Raw genomic sequence first — 18840 nt, 5'->3', positions numbered from 1 at the left:
ACGTCAGATATACGAATAGCATGACAACAATGTAAGCGTTAACATAAAATACTGTTTGTGAGAGGGCCAATAAAAAAAGGTAGAGCTGTCTAAATAACAACCCTACCTTCCATTATCCATATAAAACTTTTTAACTTGTTACATACACTTGTAGTTTATTCAAAAGTTCCTTTAACTTTCACTTCACCATTCTCAATCATAACCTGTCCGTTCGCGACAACCGTTTCGATTTGAAGATTTTTTGATAAAATCACAATATCAGCATCATTTCCTACTGCAAGCTCTCCCTTGCCTTTTAAATTCAATGCGTTAGCAGGGTTTTTAGTTATAACGTGTAGTGCCTTCTCTAGTGGTACCTCTTCACTCAATACTGCATCTCGAACTTCTCCAAAAAGAGATTTTATGTCTCCAATTTGTAAGCCAATTAATCTTCCTTGATCATCAAATGCAGGTAAACTTCCTTGGGCATCAGAAGTAAACGTAATTTGCTCTAATGGTACACCTTCATCCAAAAGAAACTTCAAGGCACGGCTGCATTTTACTTCTCCTTCTTCCAAGAACGCTGGAACCGTACTCGTAGTAAAATCAACAAATCCTCCTTTTTTGGCGTACTCTACTCCGGCTTTAAATAAAGTAGCATTACGATTAATATGAGTTGGGATAAATTGTGAGATCGGAATATCGGTTTGAGAGATCACTTCCTCCAATAAGGAAAGAGTTTGATAACTGTCACCGACATGCACATTCACCTTGCCGCCTTTTCCAGCCAACATCCCTCCTATTCTTGCCTCTGCTGCAATCCTGCTAATCTCTTCAACGGTTGGCTGTGAAGATCGATGATCTGCAATTGCAACCTCCCCGACTCCGATAATTTGATCAATGAGCATTAGATCACTTTGGATCGAACCGGTTACAGGCTTAATTGGGACTTGGTAAGAGCCTGTATGGACATAGCAAGAAATTCCCTCTTCCTCGAGACCTTTTGCTTTTGCAATTAAGTCTGGCATCGTTCTACTCGTTCCATCTGTTCCAATTACCCCGACAATGGTTGTTACTCCTGCTGTCGTAGCTTGACTAAGCATCAGTTCTGGCGTACGAGTATGAAAGCCCCCTTCTCCGCCACCACCAGTAATATGAACATGGCCATCAATAAACCCCGGGACAATATAGGAACCTTCCCCATTTACTATTTGAACATTTATGTTTAAGCTAGTTACATCAATAGCGTCCTCTATTGCTATAATTTTTCCTCCTGCCACCAACAGATCTTTTTTTCCTTTATAATTAGGTGAGTAAATTTCACCTTGTTTTATTAACATTAACACTTATTTCACTCCATCCTTCATCTAATTCAATGTTACTTAAGTATAACAAATTTTCGATTCGTTAAAATCTTATCTAGCCTATGTTTTAATGAATGGCTGTTTTCGTAAAGAGTGTTGCTGTGAAGAAATGTGTTTTCTCGTAGTGAAATGGAGCGGAAGTCACTCGACTCCTGCGGGATGAAGAGGAAGGCCACTGAAAAAGGTAATGTTCTTCTCCTTTTTCAGTGGCCTAATGAATAAAAAAATTCATAATAAAATTGATGAGAATCGCTAGCTCTATTTTTTTCGAATAGTAATTTGTGAATTAACACAGGCCAAAAACAATATTACATAACCTCTTAGCAAATACTAAAAAAATTGAAACCATCATCCAATGCACTGCGTAAAACATAAATATGTATTTGAAAGGAGATAAGAAATGAGCTTTCTCATTGCACTTGGCTTAATAATTGTTTTAGTGTTATTTTGGGTCTCTAGTTACAACAGTTTAGTGAAATACCGTAATTGGGTGGAGGAATCCTGGGCTCAAATTGATGTTCAGTTAAAAAGAAGATTTGACTTAATTCCTAACCTTGTTGAAACAGTAAAAGGCTATGCTAAACATGAACAAGAAACATTAGCTAAAGTAGTAGAGCTTAGGAATCAAATTACTGCTCCTGGAAATAGTCGTCAAGAACAAATTGAAGCTAACAATGAGTTATCTGGTGCACTTAGGCAACTTTTTGCGTTGCGAGAGGCCTACCCAGATTTAAAAGCAAGTAACAATTTCAATATGCTTCAGGAGGAACTTTCCGGAACAGAAAACAAAATCGCCTATGCAAGGCAGCTCTACAACAAAACTGTAATGGAGTACAATACAAAGATTCAATCAATCCCAACGAATTTAGTTGCTTCGGTTCATAATTTTTCAAGACGCGATATGCTAGAAATTCCTACTGAACAACGTGAAAATGTAAAAGTACAGTTTTAGAATGGAGAAATGCAATGATTCTCTATAAACAAATCGAGCGAAATAAACGAAATACGGTGTTTATTGTAGCAGGGTTTATTATTTTTGTTTTAACAGTTGGAGCTTCGCTAACCTATATAACCTCTGGTGATTATTATAGTGGGATGTTCCTCGCCGCCCTTATCGGCGGAGGGTATACAATCATGATGTTAGTATCAAGCACAAATGTCGTGATGAGAATGAATCATGCAAAAGAGTTAAAATCAAAAGAAGATGATCCTTTTTTATGGCATACAGTTGAGAATCTTGCTATGGCAGCAAGAATTCCCATGCCGAAGATTTTTATTATCCAAGATCAGAGTCCGAACGCTTTTGCTACTGGCACTTCCCCTAAAAGTGGTGCTGTTGCTGTCACAACTGGACTCATGGATCGTTTAAACCGAGAAGAAATTGAAGGGGTCTTAGCACATGAAGTTGCTCACATTCGTAATTTTGATATTCGCTTAGCTACGATTGCCGTTGCTCTCGTATCAGCTGTCGCTATTTTAAGTGATCTTGGTTCACGAATGATGTTTTTTACTCGCAGAAGTCGTAACCAAAAGCAACATCCCGCTTTACTGATTGTTGCTCTTTTGTTATTAATTCTTGCCCCAGTTATATCTACATTAATTCGTTTCGCCATTTCACGAAATCGAGAATTCTTAGCTGATGCAGGTGCAGCCGAGCTAACGAGAAATCCTTATGCGCTCGCATCAGCCTTAAGAAAAATAACAAGTGTTGAAACTCCCGTACAAGAGGCATCAAGTACGTCAGCTCCATTATATTTTGCAGACCCTCTAAAGAAAAGAGCAGCCCAGCTTTTTTCAACGCACCCACAGCCCGAAGAACGAATTCGCAGGCTTTCAAACATGTAATTTTTTTGCGGATTCGATACGTCCTTTAAAAGCCTTGAGAGAAGTTGTTCCCCTCTCAAGGCGAATAGCGAACAAAGCCATACCAGCGCTGTTCACGACTTTGAGAGACACCTCCTTTCCATTCTTAAAAATCAATCCACTTGGCTTGCTTAATTTCCAAAAATTGTTGTCAGAAAATTTACTATTCATTTTTTCTTTAGTGTGATATAGTATATTCACAAAACATTTTAACAATTTAAAGGAGGAATACGTTGTGTCACGAAAGCAAGAACCAGGACGTGAGCAGTGGGCATCACGGCTAGGATTTATTTTAGCGGCTATGGGCTCAGCTGTTGGATTAGGTAATATTTGGAGGTTTTCTTATGTAGCTGGAGAAAATGGTGGTGCTGCCTTCATTTTGGTTTACCTTGTAATGATCATTTTAATCGGCTTACCAATTGTTATGTCTGAATTTACAATTGGACGTAAAGCGCAAAGTGACGCTGTTGGTGCGTTTGAAAAATTGTCTCCTGGTGGAGATCGACTCGCACCGGGTGAACCATGGAAAGCAGCTGGTATTATGGGTGTTGCTGCTGCATTTATGATTCTTTCATTTTATGGCGTTATCGCGGGATGGATTGTTTATTATTTCTTTAATTACTTAACAGGAAACCTTTGGACTGCTCCTGCAGATGGTTATGGTGCGTTCTTTGGAGGATTTATCTCTAGTCCAGGGCAACCACTTTTCTGGCAATTCTTATTTATGGCTTTAACAATTGGAATCGTTTATGTTGGTGTTAAAAAAGGTATTGAACGTTCAAATAAAATATTAATGCCATTACTTGGAATTTTACTTATTCTACTTTCTATTTATGGATTAACTCTTGGTGGCGCACAAGAAGGTTTAGCCTTTTTATTCTCTCCTGATTGGTCTGCCTTAACAAACCCTAACATTTATTTAGCGGCATTAGGTCAAGCATTCTTCTCCCTTAGTTTAGGGATGGGGGCATTAATAACGTACGGAAGTTATTTATCAAACAAAGAGAAGCTTCCTGGTGCAGCTGTAAGTGTCGCTGGTTTAGATACAACGTTTGCTATTATTGCTGGTATTATGATCTTCCCAGCTGTTTTTGCTTTCGGTATCGAGCCTGGTTCAGGTCCTGGACTTGTTTTTGTTGTTATGCCTGATGTTTTTGACAGCTTTGCTCTTGGTGGAGTTTTTGGTCTATTATTCTTCTTCTTACTTGCAGCTGCTGCATTAACATCAGCTGTCTCATTATTAGAAGTAGCGGTAGCCTATTTCATGAGAAAATTTGCTTGGTCTCGTAAGCAAGCAGCTCTTATAGTAGGCTCATTAATCTTTTTACTCGGTATCCCTTCTTCTCTTAGTCAAGGGATCTTGTCACACATCAGTATTATTGGCGGTAGAGACATTTTAGACTCTATTGACTTTATTGCTTCCAATGTCTTCCTTCCTCTTGGTGGATTAATTATTGCCCTCTTTATGGGTTGGGGCTGGAAGAAAGCTGATGCATTACGGGATTCCGATTTCGGCAACACAAGAATTGGACATATTTGGCTATTTTTACTACGCTACATTGTACCAGTAGCCATTCTAGCTGTCTTTATTAGTTCAATTAGAGAATTTTAATAAAGAAAACGGACTCAATACTAAAAGAGGAATGTCTCCTTGTTTAGTGCCCCTGAGTCCGTTTTTTTCATATTGCAAGAAAAAAGAGACAGAGTTGGCTTTACTAATCCGACTCTGTCTCTTTTTCTATTCGACGTTCACTAGCCTTTTTTCCATTTCTTCTTGTAATAATGGAACAAATAACTTCATGCCTTGTTCAATTTTATCTGGTGTAGAATGTGTAAAGTTCAACCGTAATGTATTCTTCTTTGGGGGCCCTGCGTAGAACGGTTCACCAGGTACATATGCAACCCCTCGGTCAACCGCATCATTTAATAGAGAAGTCATATTTAGAGACTTTTCAACTTCTAACCAGAGAAACATTCCACCTTTTGGCTTAACAAAGTGAACTTCAGGCAAGTTGGCTTCTTCAAGACATTGTACCATAACCTCCATCCGGCTTTTATACACTTTTATTAGATGTTTTATATGTGCATCTAGATCATAATGTGTACATAATTGATATAGAGCTTGTTGGGACAATGAATTCGAATGTAAATCATTTGCTTGTTTTGCCTGAGCCATCATACGTATTACTTGATATGGTCCGACAATCCAACCAGTGCGTAAAGCAGGTACAGCTGTCTTCGAAAACGTACTAGTATACATAACATGCGTCCCATCATCTAAAGAAGCCAATGGCTGATACACTTCATCTTCCGTAAATTGAAGTTCACCATATGGATCATCCTCAAACACGACAACTTTGTACTTATGTACAAGGTTAATTAACTGCTTGCGTCTCTCAAGTGACCAAACACGTCCAGCCGGGTTTGAAAAAGTTGGTACTACATAAATACACTTTGGATTATGTTTCTTTATTTTACTCTCTAAATCATCTGGAAGCATCCCGTTATCGTCAGAGTCAACAGCTACAACTTTTGCTTCATACGATTTAAATACTTGTAGTGCAGCTAGATACGTTGGATCTTCCGTTAAAATAACATCTCCAGGACTTAGCATAATTCGCGAAAATAAGTCAATAGCTTGTTGTGAGCCTGTGGTAATGAGAACTTCATCTGATGTAAATCCCATTATCCCTTTTTTGCTCATCCGCTCTAATATGACTTCTCGTAAAGGACGATACCCTTCTGTCTCCATATACTGTAACGATTTTTTACCTGTTTGAAAAACCCTTGAAAATGCATCTTCAAGGCCGTCTAATGGAAACAAATCATCATCAGGCAGTCCTCCAGCGAATGAAATGACATTCCCCTTCCCTACAATTTTTAAAATATCTCTAACCGCAGAAGATTGTAAATACCGAACTCGATCTGCAAAGGCATACTTCATTTCTAGCACCTCTATTTATTTATAAAATTTAGAATATTACATCTATATTACTCCGATTTGTTAATTTGTCAATAAATCTAACTCACTTTACAAAAAGAACCTATAAATTACTTTTTCCATCACCTATAAGAATATTCTCCACATTCCCTGTTTGCCCTTATAAAGGATACTATTTAGACGCTTTAGAAACAAGAAAAAAGTAGTAGAACGTAAAATATACCCTTAAAATTAATTTAAAAAGGACTCATAATGGGCATCAGTTGAAGCACATACGTGAGCATCACCCACAATCTGTTTCAACTGTTGCCAGGCATTATAAGTCCACACAAAACTTCATCTATCCCTTATCCGTCATTGCGGCATATTGCGATTTTACAAGGTTATAGTAAGCTCCTCTACTATGCATTAATTCATCATGGGTTCCTTCTTCTAACACCTTTCCTTTCTCTAACACAATAATTTTGTTTGCATCACGTATCGTAGACAAGCGATGCGCGATCATCACTGCCGTACGATTCGCTAATAAACGCTTTAAGCCCTCTTGAATCTTTAGTTCTGTCTCTGTATCAATACTTGCTGTGGCTTCATCCAAAATGAGAATACGTGGATTTGCTAATAAAGCACGTGCAAAGGATAACAATTGACGTTCTCCTACCGAAAGGACATTTCCTTTCTCTTCCACTTCGGTATTGTAACCACCTTCTAACTTAACAATAAATTCATGTGCACCAATTGCTTTAGCAGCGTCAATTACTTCTTGATCTGTAGCATCTGGTCTCCCGAAGCGAATGTTATCCATAATGGTTCCTGCAAAGATAAATGTATCTTGCAACACATAACTTACATTAGAACGCAGCTCATCTAAACGCAGATCACGTAAATCAACTCCATCAAGGAGAACTCGCCCCTTTGTCGGATCATAAAAGCGACTCATTAAGTTCACGATTGTTGATTTTCCAGAACCTGTATGACCGACTAACGCAATAGTTTGACCAGCTTCAAATGTTAAATCAATATTTTGAAGTGCCTTTCTTGATTCATCATAAGCAAATTCTACATCCTCAAAAACAATGTTGCCCTTTACTTTGGATAGAGAAATAGCGTCTTTCTTTTCTGGTACGGACGGCTTTTCATCAAGAAATTCAAAGATTCGTTCTGATGAAGCCATACCAACGAGTAATTGATTATAAACTTGCCCTAATCTAGAAATTGGTTCCCAGAACATTCCTAAGTAAAAAGCAAATGATACAAACACCCCAATGGAGATTGTATTTAATTCAATCAAAGAAGCTCCATACCAAATTAATACGACAGCTCCTACTGCACTAGACATTTCAACAAACGGACGAAAGATTGCATTCATTCGTGTTGCGTGTTTCCAACTTTCATAGTTATCCGTATTTACACCATCAAAGAAATCCATGTTTTCTTTTTCCTGTGCATAGGCTTGTGTAACACGGATCCCTTGAATACTTTCATTTAGATGTGAATTCATTTTGGACTGTCTTACACGAACTGTCTGCCAGGATCTTCGTATTTTCCTTCTAAGTTTCGTGGAAATAAAAAACATGATAGGTAAGACAATTAAAATTAATATCGCAAGCTCAGGGCTTAATGTAAACAAAATGATGATAATCCCTACTAGCATGACAATATCCATCAATAAGTTGACTACACCATTCGTAAATAAATCTTGCATTGAATTTACGTCATTGATTACTCGGACTAGAATTGACCCTCCTGAACGTTGATCGAAGAAGCGGTGAGATAATCTCTGTATATGATTAAATAGTGCTGTCCGAATATCAAATATCATATGCTGTCCGATTTCATTCATCCATCTAATCCGAAATACATTAGCAACCCAAGAAAAAAGATAAAGTCCAAGTACAATTACAGCAAATGTATAAAGTAAGTTTAAATCGCCTGGAATAATTGCATAATCAATTGCTAATACTCCGATAAAAATAGGAACAGCTACTCTTACGGCTGTAACAATTAACATAGCAAAAATAGTTTTCGGTAAAAGCGTCCACGCATAGGGCTTCATAAAACCAAAAAGGCGAACCATCTGTGACCAATTGAATGGTTTCTCAATGATTTGTTCTGTCGTATAATGAAATCTCGATCGCTTTGTCGTTTGTTCCATAGTCTCCCCCTATGCCTGTTGTAGAACATATTCTTGATCTTGGTTTTGAATATCGTAAATTCGACGGTAAAGTCCACCAGAATTTAGCAGTTCTTTGTGCGTTCCACGCTCACAAATTTCCCCATCTTCAAGAACAAGGATTTCATCGGCATGTTTCACAGATGAAATACGGTGAGCAATAATAAAGGTCGTACGTCCTTCCATCACTTCACGAAAGGCCTTTTGAATTTTCACTTCCGTTTGCATATCTACAGCACTTGTGGCATCATCTAAGATCAAAATTTTCGGATCCATGATGATCGCTCTTGCAATTGCGATCCTCTGCTTTTGTCCGCCCGATAAACCAAGCCCCCGCTCTCCAAGGACCGTCTCATATCCATCTGGCAGTGCACAAATAAACTCATGAGCATCGGCACGTTTTGCTGCTTCTATAATTTCCTCCATCGATATATCAGGTCTTCCGTAGGCAAGATTATCGCGTATCGTCGACGAGAATAAAAACGTTTCTTGTAACACAACCCCAATTTGTTCTCTTAGATCACCTAGGGTAAACTGATCTATCGATTTACCATCAATGAAAATCTCCCCAGATGAACGTTCATAAAACCTTGTTATAAGTTGGATAATACTTGATTTACCTGAACCTGTTGCCCCGACCAGACCAATTGTTTTCCCTTTAGTCGCTTCAAAAGAGATTCCTTTAAGTGCAGATGCAGACTTTGCTCCATATGTAAGGGAGACTTCGTTGAATACAACTTCACCTACAAATTCATTACTGTTCTCAATTGGCAATGCTTCATCTTTTCTTTCTTCTTCATCGAGAATTTCTAGCAAACGTTCGCCTGATGCTTTTGATTGCGAAAACATATTAATAATGAAACCTAGATTCATAATTGGACCAATGATGTACCATACCAAACTAAAAAAGGCAACAAGTTCACCAGGCTGCAAGCTACCTTGTATTGTTAAATATCCACCAAATGCCAAAAGAAAAACAGCCGATAAATTTCCTAAAAGCTCCATTAACGGAAAGTAGTTGCCCCATATTTTTGAAATATCAAGATGTTTTTGTCGATAATCTTCATTTGATTTTTCGAAACGGTTTATTTCTTGATCTTCTTGAGACAATGCCTTTACAGTATGCATTCCACTTACATTCTCTTGTACTTTTGTGTTCAAACGTGCTAAAGATTTTCGAATACCACGAAATCCAGGATGGACTCGTTTATCAAATTTCCTTACAGTGATTGCTAAAAAAGGAAGTACCGCCAATGTGACAAGAGTAAGAGGGACGGAATAGTAAAACATCACAGTCATACTAAAACCAACAAGTAAGACAAAATTTACTACTTGTGCGCAACCAAAAGATAGGAAAAAACGAAATGTCTCCACGTCTCCTGTTAATCGTGACATTAAATCTCCCGTTTTTGCATTGTCATAGTAACGAAAAGGAAGATACTGGAGCTTTCTATATAAAGTATTTCTTAATTTGTAAACGGTCGTGATTCCAAAAAGATCACCAAAGTATTGATGAATATAAACTGCTCCACCTTTTAACGCCATAACCGCAACAATAGCCAAGGCTAAATATGGGATTAATTCATAATTCTCTGCCCGTACAGCATGGTCAATCGTAAACTGTAAGATCACTGGATAAAGAACCGTCATACCAGTAACAATTAATAGCGCTAACAACGACCAAATAAAATAACTTTTGTAAGGCCAATAAAATTGTTTCAGCCGTTTAAATGTTTCCATAGTCACTCCCCCGTTCATTATTCATTCTACAATCTAATATTTAGCATCTCGAATAAAAATTGACTACCATTAATACTACTCCTGTAGTCAAGAATTCGTCAATATTATATTTAAATTTTCTGTAATTTCAAAAACCTTTCATTGTTAAATAAAACAGGTAAGCTCAGGGAAAGGAGCTTACCAATGGATTATTAGAAAAGGATTTGAGTACTTAAATAAGGAAAGGGCGACCTTTTACTTTAATAGTGCGAACATCCTTGCGATGGCTTCTCTCGTCGTGCGCATAAAGGAGAAACCCGCTCCTTTAAGCTTAAAACATTTCGACGGTTTCGCTCATCGCTTCGAGTTAATGAAAAAAGGAAAGGGCGCCTTTTACTTTAATAGTGCGAACATCCTTGCGATGGCTATGCTCGCCGTGCGCATAAAGGAGAAACACGCTCCTTTAAGCTTAAAACATTACGACGGTTTCGCTCATCGCTTTGAGTTAATGAAAAAAGGAAAGGGCGCCTTTTTTCATTAACTCTACAGATATTTTCTATGGACTTTTTTTCCGTCGTAGACGAAGGAGATTTCTTTTTCGTTTATAATTGTTTCGATATGAACAGGGCGTCCCCATAGTTGGAATAGATATGGGAGAACTTTTTCTAAATAACCAACATCTAATTCTGTTCCTTCATAATTGTGTTTAATATAAAGCTCTCCATTTTTTAAATAATCGCCGTCTGTAATGACTAGATATGGAAACCCTCCGTTTACTCGAGATTGAGCTAGTTGATCTCTTACTTGTTCCCATTGTTTATCAATTATTTTGTAATCAGCACCTTGTTTTTGAAACAGGTACATGTCTTCTCGTGTAACGAGGTCCTTCGTTAAATAGTTTCTAATGAAGGAGATATCTGACTCAATTTCTCGAACTTCAAACATCTTTTCTCGACCACTACCTGGGGTTACACCTTGACGTTCTTGCATATCTTTTGTCGGATTGTTATATCTTTCTTCAATATCTTCAAATATTTTCAAACCTAAATAATATGGGTTAATTGTTGTTTTCGATGGCTGTACAACGCCCGCATTTAATTTAGCAAACTCAATGGTTTCTTCACTAGTTAAATCCATTTCTCGAAGGATACGTTGATGCCAATATGACGCCCATCCTTCATTCATGATTTTTGTTTCTAATTGTGGCCAGAAATATAACATTTCCTCTCGCATCATTGTTAATACATCACGCTGCCATGGTTCTAGTTCTCTACTATACTCCTCGATAAATAACAATATATCTTTCTCAGGATTTGGAGGGAAATGTTTCTTTCTCGGCTTAGGTTTTTCCGTTTTCTTCTTTTCATCAAGAGCCCATAAGTCATCATACTCTGTTGTTTTCTTCGCCGGTTCTAGCTCATCTTCGTCCTCCATGCTCCAATTCAGCTTTGGACGTAAAATACTTGGGTCAATATGTTCCTGTATAGCTAAAACTGCGTCCAGGAAATTTTCCACTTCTTCTTTACCATGTACATGCTCATAGTGAGCAATACGTTCGGCTGTTGCACTCATACTTTCCACCATGTCTCGGCGAGTATTTGAAAACCTAACATTATTCTTAAAGAAGTCACAATGAGCTAGAACATGGGCAACAATTAATTTATTTTGGATAAGAGAATTGCTGTCTAATAAAAATGCATAACAAGGATCAGAATTAATTACAAGTTCATAGATTTTGCTAAGTCCCAAATCATATTGCAGTTTCATTTTATGAAATTGCTTACCAAAGGACCAATGACTATACCTAGTTGGCATCCCATAAGCACCGAATGTATAAATAATTTCAGCTGGACAAATCTCATATCTCATCTCGTAAAAATCGAGCCCAAACCCCTCGGCAATTTCTGTAATTTCAGCAATAGAGTGTTCAAGTTGCTTCCAATTTTCCGACGACATTCGAATCCCTCCTTGAACGTGCTTTCTTTCAATTTATGATGAGTAAATACAAATCATGAGTACAACTGCTCTTATTTCTTTTAAAAACAGTAAAAAAGCTACCAAGATTGGTAGCTTTTTTACTATTAAATTAGCTCGTGAACTAGGCCCATGACTGCTTGTTTTAACTGTTCCAGCGATTTTTGGCTCTCTTCTAAAGTTTCTTTATTGACTCCAAAATAAAATTTAATCTTCGGTTCAGTTCCTGATGGACGAATGCAGAACCAAGATCCGTCCTCTAAAATATATTTTAATACATTAGATGGTGGCAATTCGATAGTACTCTCAACACCTGTTAATGCATTCTTAGATTTGCTTGACTTATAGTCTTCAATCGTTACAATCTTGTTTCCATCTAGATCATTCGGTGGAGTTTCTCGGAAAGAAGTGAGAATTTGATTAATCTGCTCAATTCCCGCTTTTCCTTTTAAAGTTAATGATTCTAGTCCTTCTTGGTAATAACCGTATTTTTCAAAAACTTCAATTAGCCCATCGTACAAGTTCATATCACGTGATTTGTAGTACGCAGCTAACTCTGCAGCTAATAGGCAAGCTTGAACAGCGTCTTTGTCTCTGACAAAGTCGCCAATTAAGTAGCCATAGCTCTCTTCATATCCAAACAAGAAACTATGTTCACCTGATTGTTCATATTGTTTAATTTTCTCACCAATAAATTTGAAGCCAGTTAACGTGTCAACCGTTTTCAAATTATATTCATCTGCAACCGCTCTACCAATTTCAGATGTAACAATCGTTTTTAACACAACGCCATTAGCAGGCAAGATTTGTTGTGCTTGTTTTTGAGACAAAATATAGTCTAGCATTAAGGCACCTGTTTGGTTTCCTGTTAAAACTACATAATCACCTTCACGGTTTTTAACCGCTACACCTACACGATCACCATCTGGATCAGTTGCGATTAACACATCAGCATCAAGCTTCTTCCCGTGCTCAATTGCTAATTCAAAAGCAGCGTGCTCCTCTGGATTAGGGGATTTCACTGTTGAAAAATTAGGATCAGGCAGTTCTTGCTCAGGAACAACTATTACTTGTGAAAAACCACTACTCTCTAAGACGCGTCGAACAGGAATATTAGCCGCTCCATGTAGAGGTGTAAAAACGACCTTTACCTTGTCACCAAATTGTTCAATGATATCTTTTTGAACAATAATTGACTGTAGCTTCTCATTATAAGCACTATCAATATCATCTGAAATTACTTGAAGTAAACGACTTCCTTTAAGGTCTAATTCTTCAGCAACTTCAATTTGAAGTTCATCTTCAATTTCATTTACATAGCGGACAAGCTCATCTGCAGGCCCTGGTGGCAATTGTCCACCATCTTCACCATACACTTTGAATCCATTGTATTCAGGTGGATTATGGCTGGCTGTAATAACAATTCCTGCGTATGCATTTAAATGGCGCACAGCAAAAGAAAGCTCAGGTGTTGGGCGTAGCTCATGAAATAAATACGACTTAATGCCATGCTTTCCTAATGTAAGTGCCGATTCTAAAGCGAACTCTCTAGACTTATGTCTAGAATCAAATGCAATTGCCACTCCACGTTCTTTTGCTTCCGTACCTGCCTTTTCAATGAAGCGTGCTAGACCTTCAGCCGCTCTTCGAATCGTATATGTATTCATTCGATTTGGTCCTGGACCGATTTCACCTCTCATACCCCCAGTTCCAAACTCTAAATCTTTATAAAAGCAATCTTCAAGCTCTACTTCGTTATCTTTCTTCTCAATTAGCGCTTCTTTCCATTCTTCTTCTAAAGCTGAAAAATTGATCCACTTTTCATATTGATCTTTCCAAGTCATTTTCTTCCTCCTAATTCATGCAGTATGTCATATATTATAGCATTTCAATTCTACCCCAGGACCTAATTATCCTTTAAAATTCCAAAAATAAAAGTAAAAGATAAAAAAATGAAATGAAAAAGAGGCACAGAAAAAGGTCAACATCACCTTTTTCTGTGCCATTTGAACATGCGCTTCTTTCTACTTATTTATTAAATACTGGAATATTATTTAAACTTCGCTGTAGCTCTGATGGAAGAGGTTGTTCTAGATGAAAATGATCTTTTGGGTCTCGATTTGCTTCTGAAACAATCGATCCATCAACTGTGAATAATATTTGATTTCTGTAAATATGATCTCCTTTTTCTGCTTCAATCATTGCAATCCACGTTCCAGGTACAGAAAACACTATATCCGTTTCGTAAAGACCACCTTCTACCCGACTAAATACTTTTTTTATATGATGAACGGTATCTGGTCGATCGAATACAGCAGTAACGGTTGCATTTTCAATAGCACTTCCAAACTCATCCTCTAGAAAAACATGAAAATCTGTTGCTTGTCCTGTCTGAAAAAAATCATCAGCCCCTGCAAATGATAACGTCCAATTCGTTTCAATCTTTTCCGTGCTTGGTAATGTGGCAAGCAAATAAGAGGAAAGGACTAAAATACATACCAGACTTAGCATAAGCATTGGTCTCTTCTCTAATGGTTCCCTCTCTAGTCTCATCAAGCTGACCTCCCTTATGAGTCACCATTCAGCCTATCCAAACTAGAGAGGAGGTAAACATAAAATTACGATTGTTTATAATTTATCGAATAAATGTCGTGCCTACGATCACGTAATTGATTCACACTACCAGCACGTCGATTTCTTCTAAGTATCTCTAAATCAACGTCACCTACCACGACTGTTTCTATGTTCGCTTGGCACTCACCGACAATTCCATCACGGGCAAATGTAAAATCAGAAGGACTAAAAATCCCTGATTGTGCATATTGAATATCCATGTTTTCTACATCTGTTAAATTACCAACCGTTCCAGATAAGACCGTGTACACCTGATTTTCAATAGCTCTAGCTTGAGAACAATACCTAACGCGAAGGTACCCTTGACGATCATCTGTACAAAATGGCGTGAAAATAATATTTGCTCCTTTATCAACGGCGATCCTTGCTAACTCGGGAAATTCAATATCATAACAAATTTGAATCGCAATTTTTCCGCAGTCAGTATCAAATACATTTACATGGTTTCCACCAGATATCCCCCAAAATTTTCGCTCATTTGGAGTAATATGAAGTTTGTACTGCTTTTCAATTGTCCCATCTCGTCTAAATAAATAAGCAATATTATAAATTTTTCCTTCTTCTTCAACAAAGTGTGAACCACCAATAATGTTAACGTTGTATTTAACAGCAAGCATCGTAAATAGTTCAATATAATCCTCTGTAAACTCCGTTAATCGTCTTATCGCAAGACTTGGACTTTTCTCAGGTAAGAACGATAGCAGTTGCAATGTGAAAATTTCAGGAAATACGGCAAAGTCCGAATGATAGCTAGCTGCAACATCCGTATAGTATTCACATTGAATAGCAAAATCCTCAAAAGATGAAATTTTCTTCATTGCATACTGAATCGTTGTGATTCGAACAGGGAACGATGTTTTAAATTGTCGTTTTGGAACTGTAGGACGATAGTCAATATTATTCCACTCCATTAACGTGGCATACCGAAGTGACGCTCGGTCGTCCTCTAAATAATTTGGATTAATACGTTTCATAATAAAGCCATTCATTACTTGAAACGTAAGAACAGGGTCATAAATGTTATGCATCGTTACTTCTTCAACATATTGCCGCGGCGTCATTTCTTTAGCGTGCTTAAAGTAATTAGGAATACGGCCACCAATAATTATACTTTTTAAGTTTAACTCCCTGGCTAAGTCTTTCCTTGCTTCATATAATCTGTGACCAATCTTCATTCTTCTGTATTCAGGGTGAACCATGACCTCAATTCCATATAAATTATACCCTTCATAATCATGGTTTGTTATATATCCATTATCCGTTATCTCATCCCATGTATGTTGGTCATCGTATTCATCAAAATTAATAATAAGACTAGAACAAGACCCAATAATTTCTCCGTCATACTCGACACAAAATTGACCTTCCGGAAAAATATCAACATGACTTTGTAAGTGTTCTCGCTCCCAAGGCTCCATATTTGGGAAGCACAATTTTGACATTTCAATAATATCATCAAAGTCATCCGGTATAATATTACGAATAATCATCTTTTTCTCAAATTTAGAAACATCTATTTTTTTAGACATCGAATCCACTCCTTTCTATCCATTCATGAAGTTTACCCTTTTTTCTTTAGGATGAACACTCTTTTGCATTTCACTCATATATTATGAATTCTCGCTTACCTAGCAAGAGCATCCTCATTAATTTCCTAGTATTAATCTTCTTATTAATTTCTTCTTTTTTCTCGTGAAATTGCTCACCAAATGTCATTAAAAAATTTTTTTAAATTTGATTGGAATGTTAAGCGCTCCCACTCGCATACACTGAAAACAACATTGTGGTCATGCCACTCAAGCGTTAGGATACCTCTATTGAACCAACTAGTATCCCCACAAAATGGTTTTTACTTTTAAAATTAATTCAGACTGGGGCGGTAAAAATGAATCGAAGTCAAGAATGTGTTGCAATGCTACTAGCAGGCGGTGAAGGGAAACGGCTTGGAAATCTAACAAAAAAACTAGCCAAGCCTGCTGTCTATTTCGGAGGTAAATATCGAATTATTGATTTCCCATTAAGTAATTGCATTAATTCAGGTATTGAAACCGTTGGCGTACTAACTCAGTATGAGCCACTCGCGCTAAATAATCACCTTGGGATTGGAACACCTTGGGATTTAGATAGACGCAACGGAGGGTTAACTCCACTTCCTCCTTTTGTTGAAAAACGAGGGGGATCATGGTATTTAGGGACGGCAGATGCCATCTACCAAAACCGTTGTTTCATTGAGCAGTATAATCCTGAATACGTTTTAATTTTATCTGGTGACCACATTTACAAGATGGATTACAGCCTAATGCTTGAATACCATAAGGAGCGTGGAGCTGATGCATCTATCTCTGTTATAGAAGTTCCATGGGAAGAAGCTAGTCGTTTCGGCATTATGAACGCAACTGATAATGGAGATATTATTGAGTTTGAAGAAAAGCCTGCAAACCCTAAAAGCAATTTGGCGTCTATGGGAATTTACATTTTCAACTGGTCAATTTTAAAATCCTATTTAAATATAGATGCACAATCAATGGAGTCTAGTCACGACTTTGGAAAAGACATAATCCCAGCCATGCTTAAAGATAATCGAAAGCTCTTTGCCTATCCGTACTCAGGGTACTGGAAAGATGTCGGAACCGTTCAAAGTTTTTGGGAAGCCAATATGGATTTATTAAATGTTCAACCCTCTCTAAAACTTAATGAGTACAACTGGCGCATCTACTCCGTTCACGAATGTCAATCACCGCAATTTATTTCACCTCAAGCTCATGTCACAGACTCTCTAGTTAATGAAGGATGTGTCATTTACGGAGAGGTTTCCAAATCTATTTTATTTCATCAAGTTGGCGTTGGCTGCCATAGTCAACTAGACCAATGTGTGGTCATGCCAAATGTCAAAATCGGTCAAAATGTTAAGTTAAAGAAAGTGATCTTAGCCGAAGGAGTATCGATTCCTGATTATACGGAAATAGAATCACCCGCTAATGAAATCATTGTAATAGATAAAGAAACCCCTATTCAAAACTACGCATCAATCCCTAGATAAAATACACTTGAGAGGACGAAATGAATGGAAAAACTTATCGGTGTCATTCAATTAGATGGTGAATTAGATTTATTAAAAGAACTTACGTATTTCCGGTGCGGGGCTGCGGTTCCATTCGGTAGTAGGTATCGTATGATTGATTTTGTACTTTCTAATATGGTTAATTCTCAAATTCAAGATATTGCCGTTTTCACAAGGCAAAAATATCGTTCACTCATGGATCACTTAGGTACAGGAAAGCCGTGGGATTTAGACCGAAAACGAGGGGGATTATTTATTCTTCCTCCTGATTGGAATGACCCTACCGATTTTTCCAGAGGAGACTTGCAGCATTTTCACAACAATAGAGACTTCTTTAACCGGGGATTAGGAGAATATGTTCTTATTACTGGAAGTCACCACATATGCAATATTGACTATAGGAAAGTATTTCAACAACACCTTAATACTGGTGCAGATGTAACCACAATCTATCAACCTGTTACCCATTTACAAAGTGAGCACTTAACCGAAAAGAAATTAGAGTTAGATGAGCTTGGAAACGTATTAAACATTACGACGGATGCACACAATTCTAATTTATTTATGGATATGTATATTATTAAAAAGTCTCTATTGTTAGAGCTAGTAGACTTCTGTATTGCTAGAAAGAAAGAAAATTTACTACTTGATGGTATTATTGCCAATTTAAATCGTCTTACTGTGCTTTCTTATGAATACAACGGATACTTATCCGTCATTAATTCAATTGAAAGCTACTATAAACACAGTATGTCTTTATTAGACATAGACGTTTATGCTCAATTGTTTTTAAATAGAAAGCCTATTTACACGAAACCTAAAGATGAACCACCAACTAAGTATGCCAAAAGCGCTATTGCTAAGGGTTCATTAATAGCAAATGGTTGTGTGATTGAAGGTACAGTTGAGAATAGCATCTTATTCCGCGGCGTTCACATACATAAAGACGCTGTCGTCCGAAATTCAATTATTATGCAACGTTGTGAAATACAAGCAGGAACCTTGTTACAGAATGTCGTACTTGATAAAGACATCATTATTTCACCTGACCGCACTTTTATTGGTGCACCAGAGAACCCATACATCGTTGCTAAGAGAAAAGTATTGTAATCCCTAAAATAATAGTTTGAAAGGA

At 37.4% G+C, this 18840-nt stretch carries 13 protein-coding genes; 5 read left to right on the top strand and 8 right to left on the bottom strand.

Annotation, left to right across the window (positions count from 1 at the left end; all coding sequences use genetic code 11):
• Positions 1–155: 155 nt before the first annotated feature.
• Positions 156–1325, bottom strand: coding sequence for a beta-aspartyl-peptidase (iadA, locus tag SAY88_RS08795; protein ID WP_332631082.1), 1170 nt, complete (start codon positions 1323–1325; stop codon positions 156–158).
• A gap of 418 nt (positions 1326–1743) precedes the next feature.
• Here iadA and SAY88_RS08790 point away from each other — a divergent pair, with 418 nt between their 5' ends.
• The 3 genes from SAY88_RS08790 to SAY88_RS08780 all read left to right on the top strand — a co-directional run bounded on the left by SAY88_RS08790 (position 1744) and on the right by SAY88_RS08780 (position 4818).
• Entirely contained in the window at positions 1744–2295 is a 552-nt protein-coding gene (locus SAY88_RS08790) for a LemA family protein (RefSeq protein ID WP_332631079.1), read from the top strand.
• Between the two features lie 17 nt (positions 2296–2312).
• Positions 2313–3188: a zinc metalloprotease HtpX gene (gene htpX / locus SAY88_RS08785; protein WP_332631249.1), complete on the top strand. Its 876-nt coding sequence runs from the start codon at positions 2313–2315 to the stop codon at positions 3186–3188.
• Positions 3189–3441: 253 nt separating this feature from the next.
• Complete coding sequence (locus SAY88_RS08780; protein WP_332631076.1) at positions 3442–4818, top strand: sodium-dependent transporter; 1377 nt, start codon at positions 3442–3444, stop codon at positions 4816–4818.
• 126 nt (positions 4819–4944) lie between these two features.
• Here SAY88_RS08780 and SAY88_RS08775 read toward each other — a convergent pair whose 3' ends face one another.
• The 7 genes from SAY88_RS08775 to SAY88_RS08745 form a co-directional block, all read right to left on the bottom strand.
• Positions 4945–6150 (bottom strand): aminotransferase-like domain-containing protein, encoded by a 1206-nt coding sequence (locus SAY88_RS08775; RefSeq protein WP_332631073.1) that lies wholly within the window; start codon positions 6148–6150, stop codon positions 4945–4947.
• A gap of 337 nt (positions 6151–6487) precedes the next feature.
• Complete coding sequence (locus tag SAY88_RS08770) at positions 6488–8299, bottom strand: ABC transporter ATP-binding protein (RefSeq protein ID WP_332631070.1); 1812 nt, start codon at positions 8297–8299, stop codon at positions 6488–6490.
• 9 nt (positions 8300–8308) lie between these two features.
• Positions 8309–10057: an ABC transporter ATP-binding protein gene (locus SAY88_RS08765; protein ID WP_332631068.1), complete on the bottom strand. Its 1749-nt coding sequence runs from the start codon at positions 10055–10057 to the stop codon at positions 8309–8311.
• Between the two features lie 522 nt (positions 10058–10579).
• A complete protein-coding gene (locus SAY88_RS08760; protein ID WP_332631066.1) occupies positions 10580–11992 on the bottom strand; it encodes a SpoVR family protein in 1413 nt (470 codons plus the stop codon).
• Positions 11993–12117: 125 nt separating this feature from the next.
• Complete coding sequence (locus SAY88_RS08755) at positions 12118–13854, bottom strand: phospho-sugar mutase (RefSeq protein ID WP_332631064.1); 1737 nt, start codon at positions 13852–13854, stop codon at positions 12118–12120.
• 184 nt (positions 13855–14038) lie between these two features.
• On the bottom strand, positions 14039–14563 hold the full coding sequence (locus tag SAY88_RS08750; RefSeq protein WP_332631062.1) for a FixH family protein: 525 nt from the start codon (positions 14561–14563) through the stop codon (positions 14039–14041).
• Positions 14564–14628: 65 nt separating this feature from the next.
• Positions 14629–16173: a bifunctional GNAT family N-acetyltransferase/carbon-nitrogen hydrolase family protein gene (locus tag SAY88_RS08745; protein ID WP_332631060.1), complete on the bottom strand. Its 1545-nt coding sequence runs from the start codon at positions 16171–16173 to the stop codon at positions 14629–14631.
• Between the two features lie 356 nt (positions 16174–16529).
• Between SAY88_RS08745 and SAY88_RS08740 the strand changes: the two genes are divergently transcribed.
• Both SAY88_RS08740 and glgD read left to right on the top strand, forming a co-directional pair.
• On the top strand, positions 16530–17684 hold the full coding sequence (locus SAY88_RS08740; RefSeq protein ID WP_332631058.1) for a glucose-1-phosphate adenylyltransferase: 1155 nt from the start codon (positions 16530–16532) through the stop codon (positions 17682–17684).
• 24 nt (positions 17685–17708) lie between these two features.
• Positions 17709–18815, top strand: coding sequence for a glucose-1-phosphate adenylyltransferase subunit GlgD (gene glgD / locus SAY88_RS08735; protein WP_332631056.1), 1107 nt, complete (start codon positions 17709–17711; stop codon positions 18813–18815).
• Positions 18816–18840 lie beyond the last annotated feature (25 nt).

It is taken from the genome of Halalkalibacter flavus (assembly GCF_036663575.1).
GTDB lineage: Bacteria > Bacillota > Bacilli > Bacillales > Bacillaceae_D > Halalkalibacter > Halalkalibacter flavus.
The sequence above is the reverse complement of the archived record's forward strand: the minus strand, read 5'-3'. Positions and strand labels throughout refer to the sequence as shown.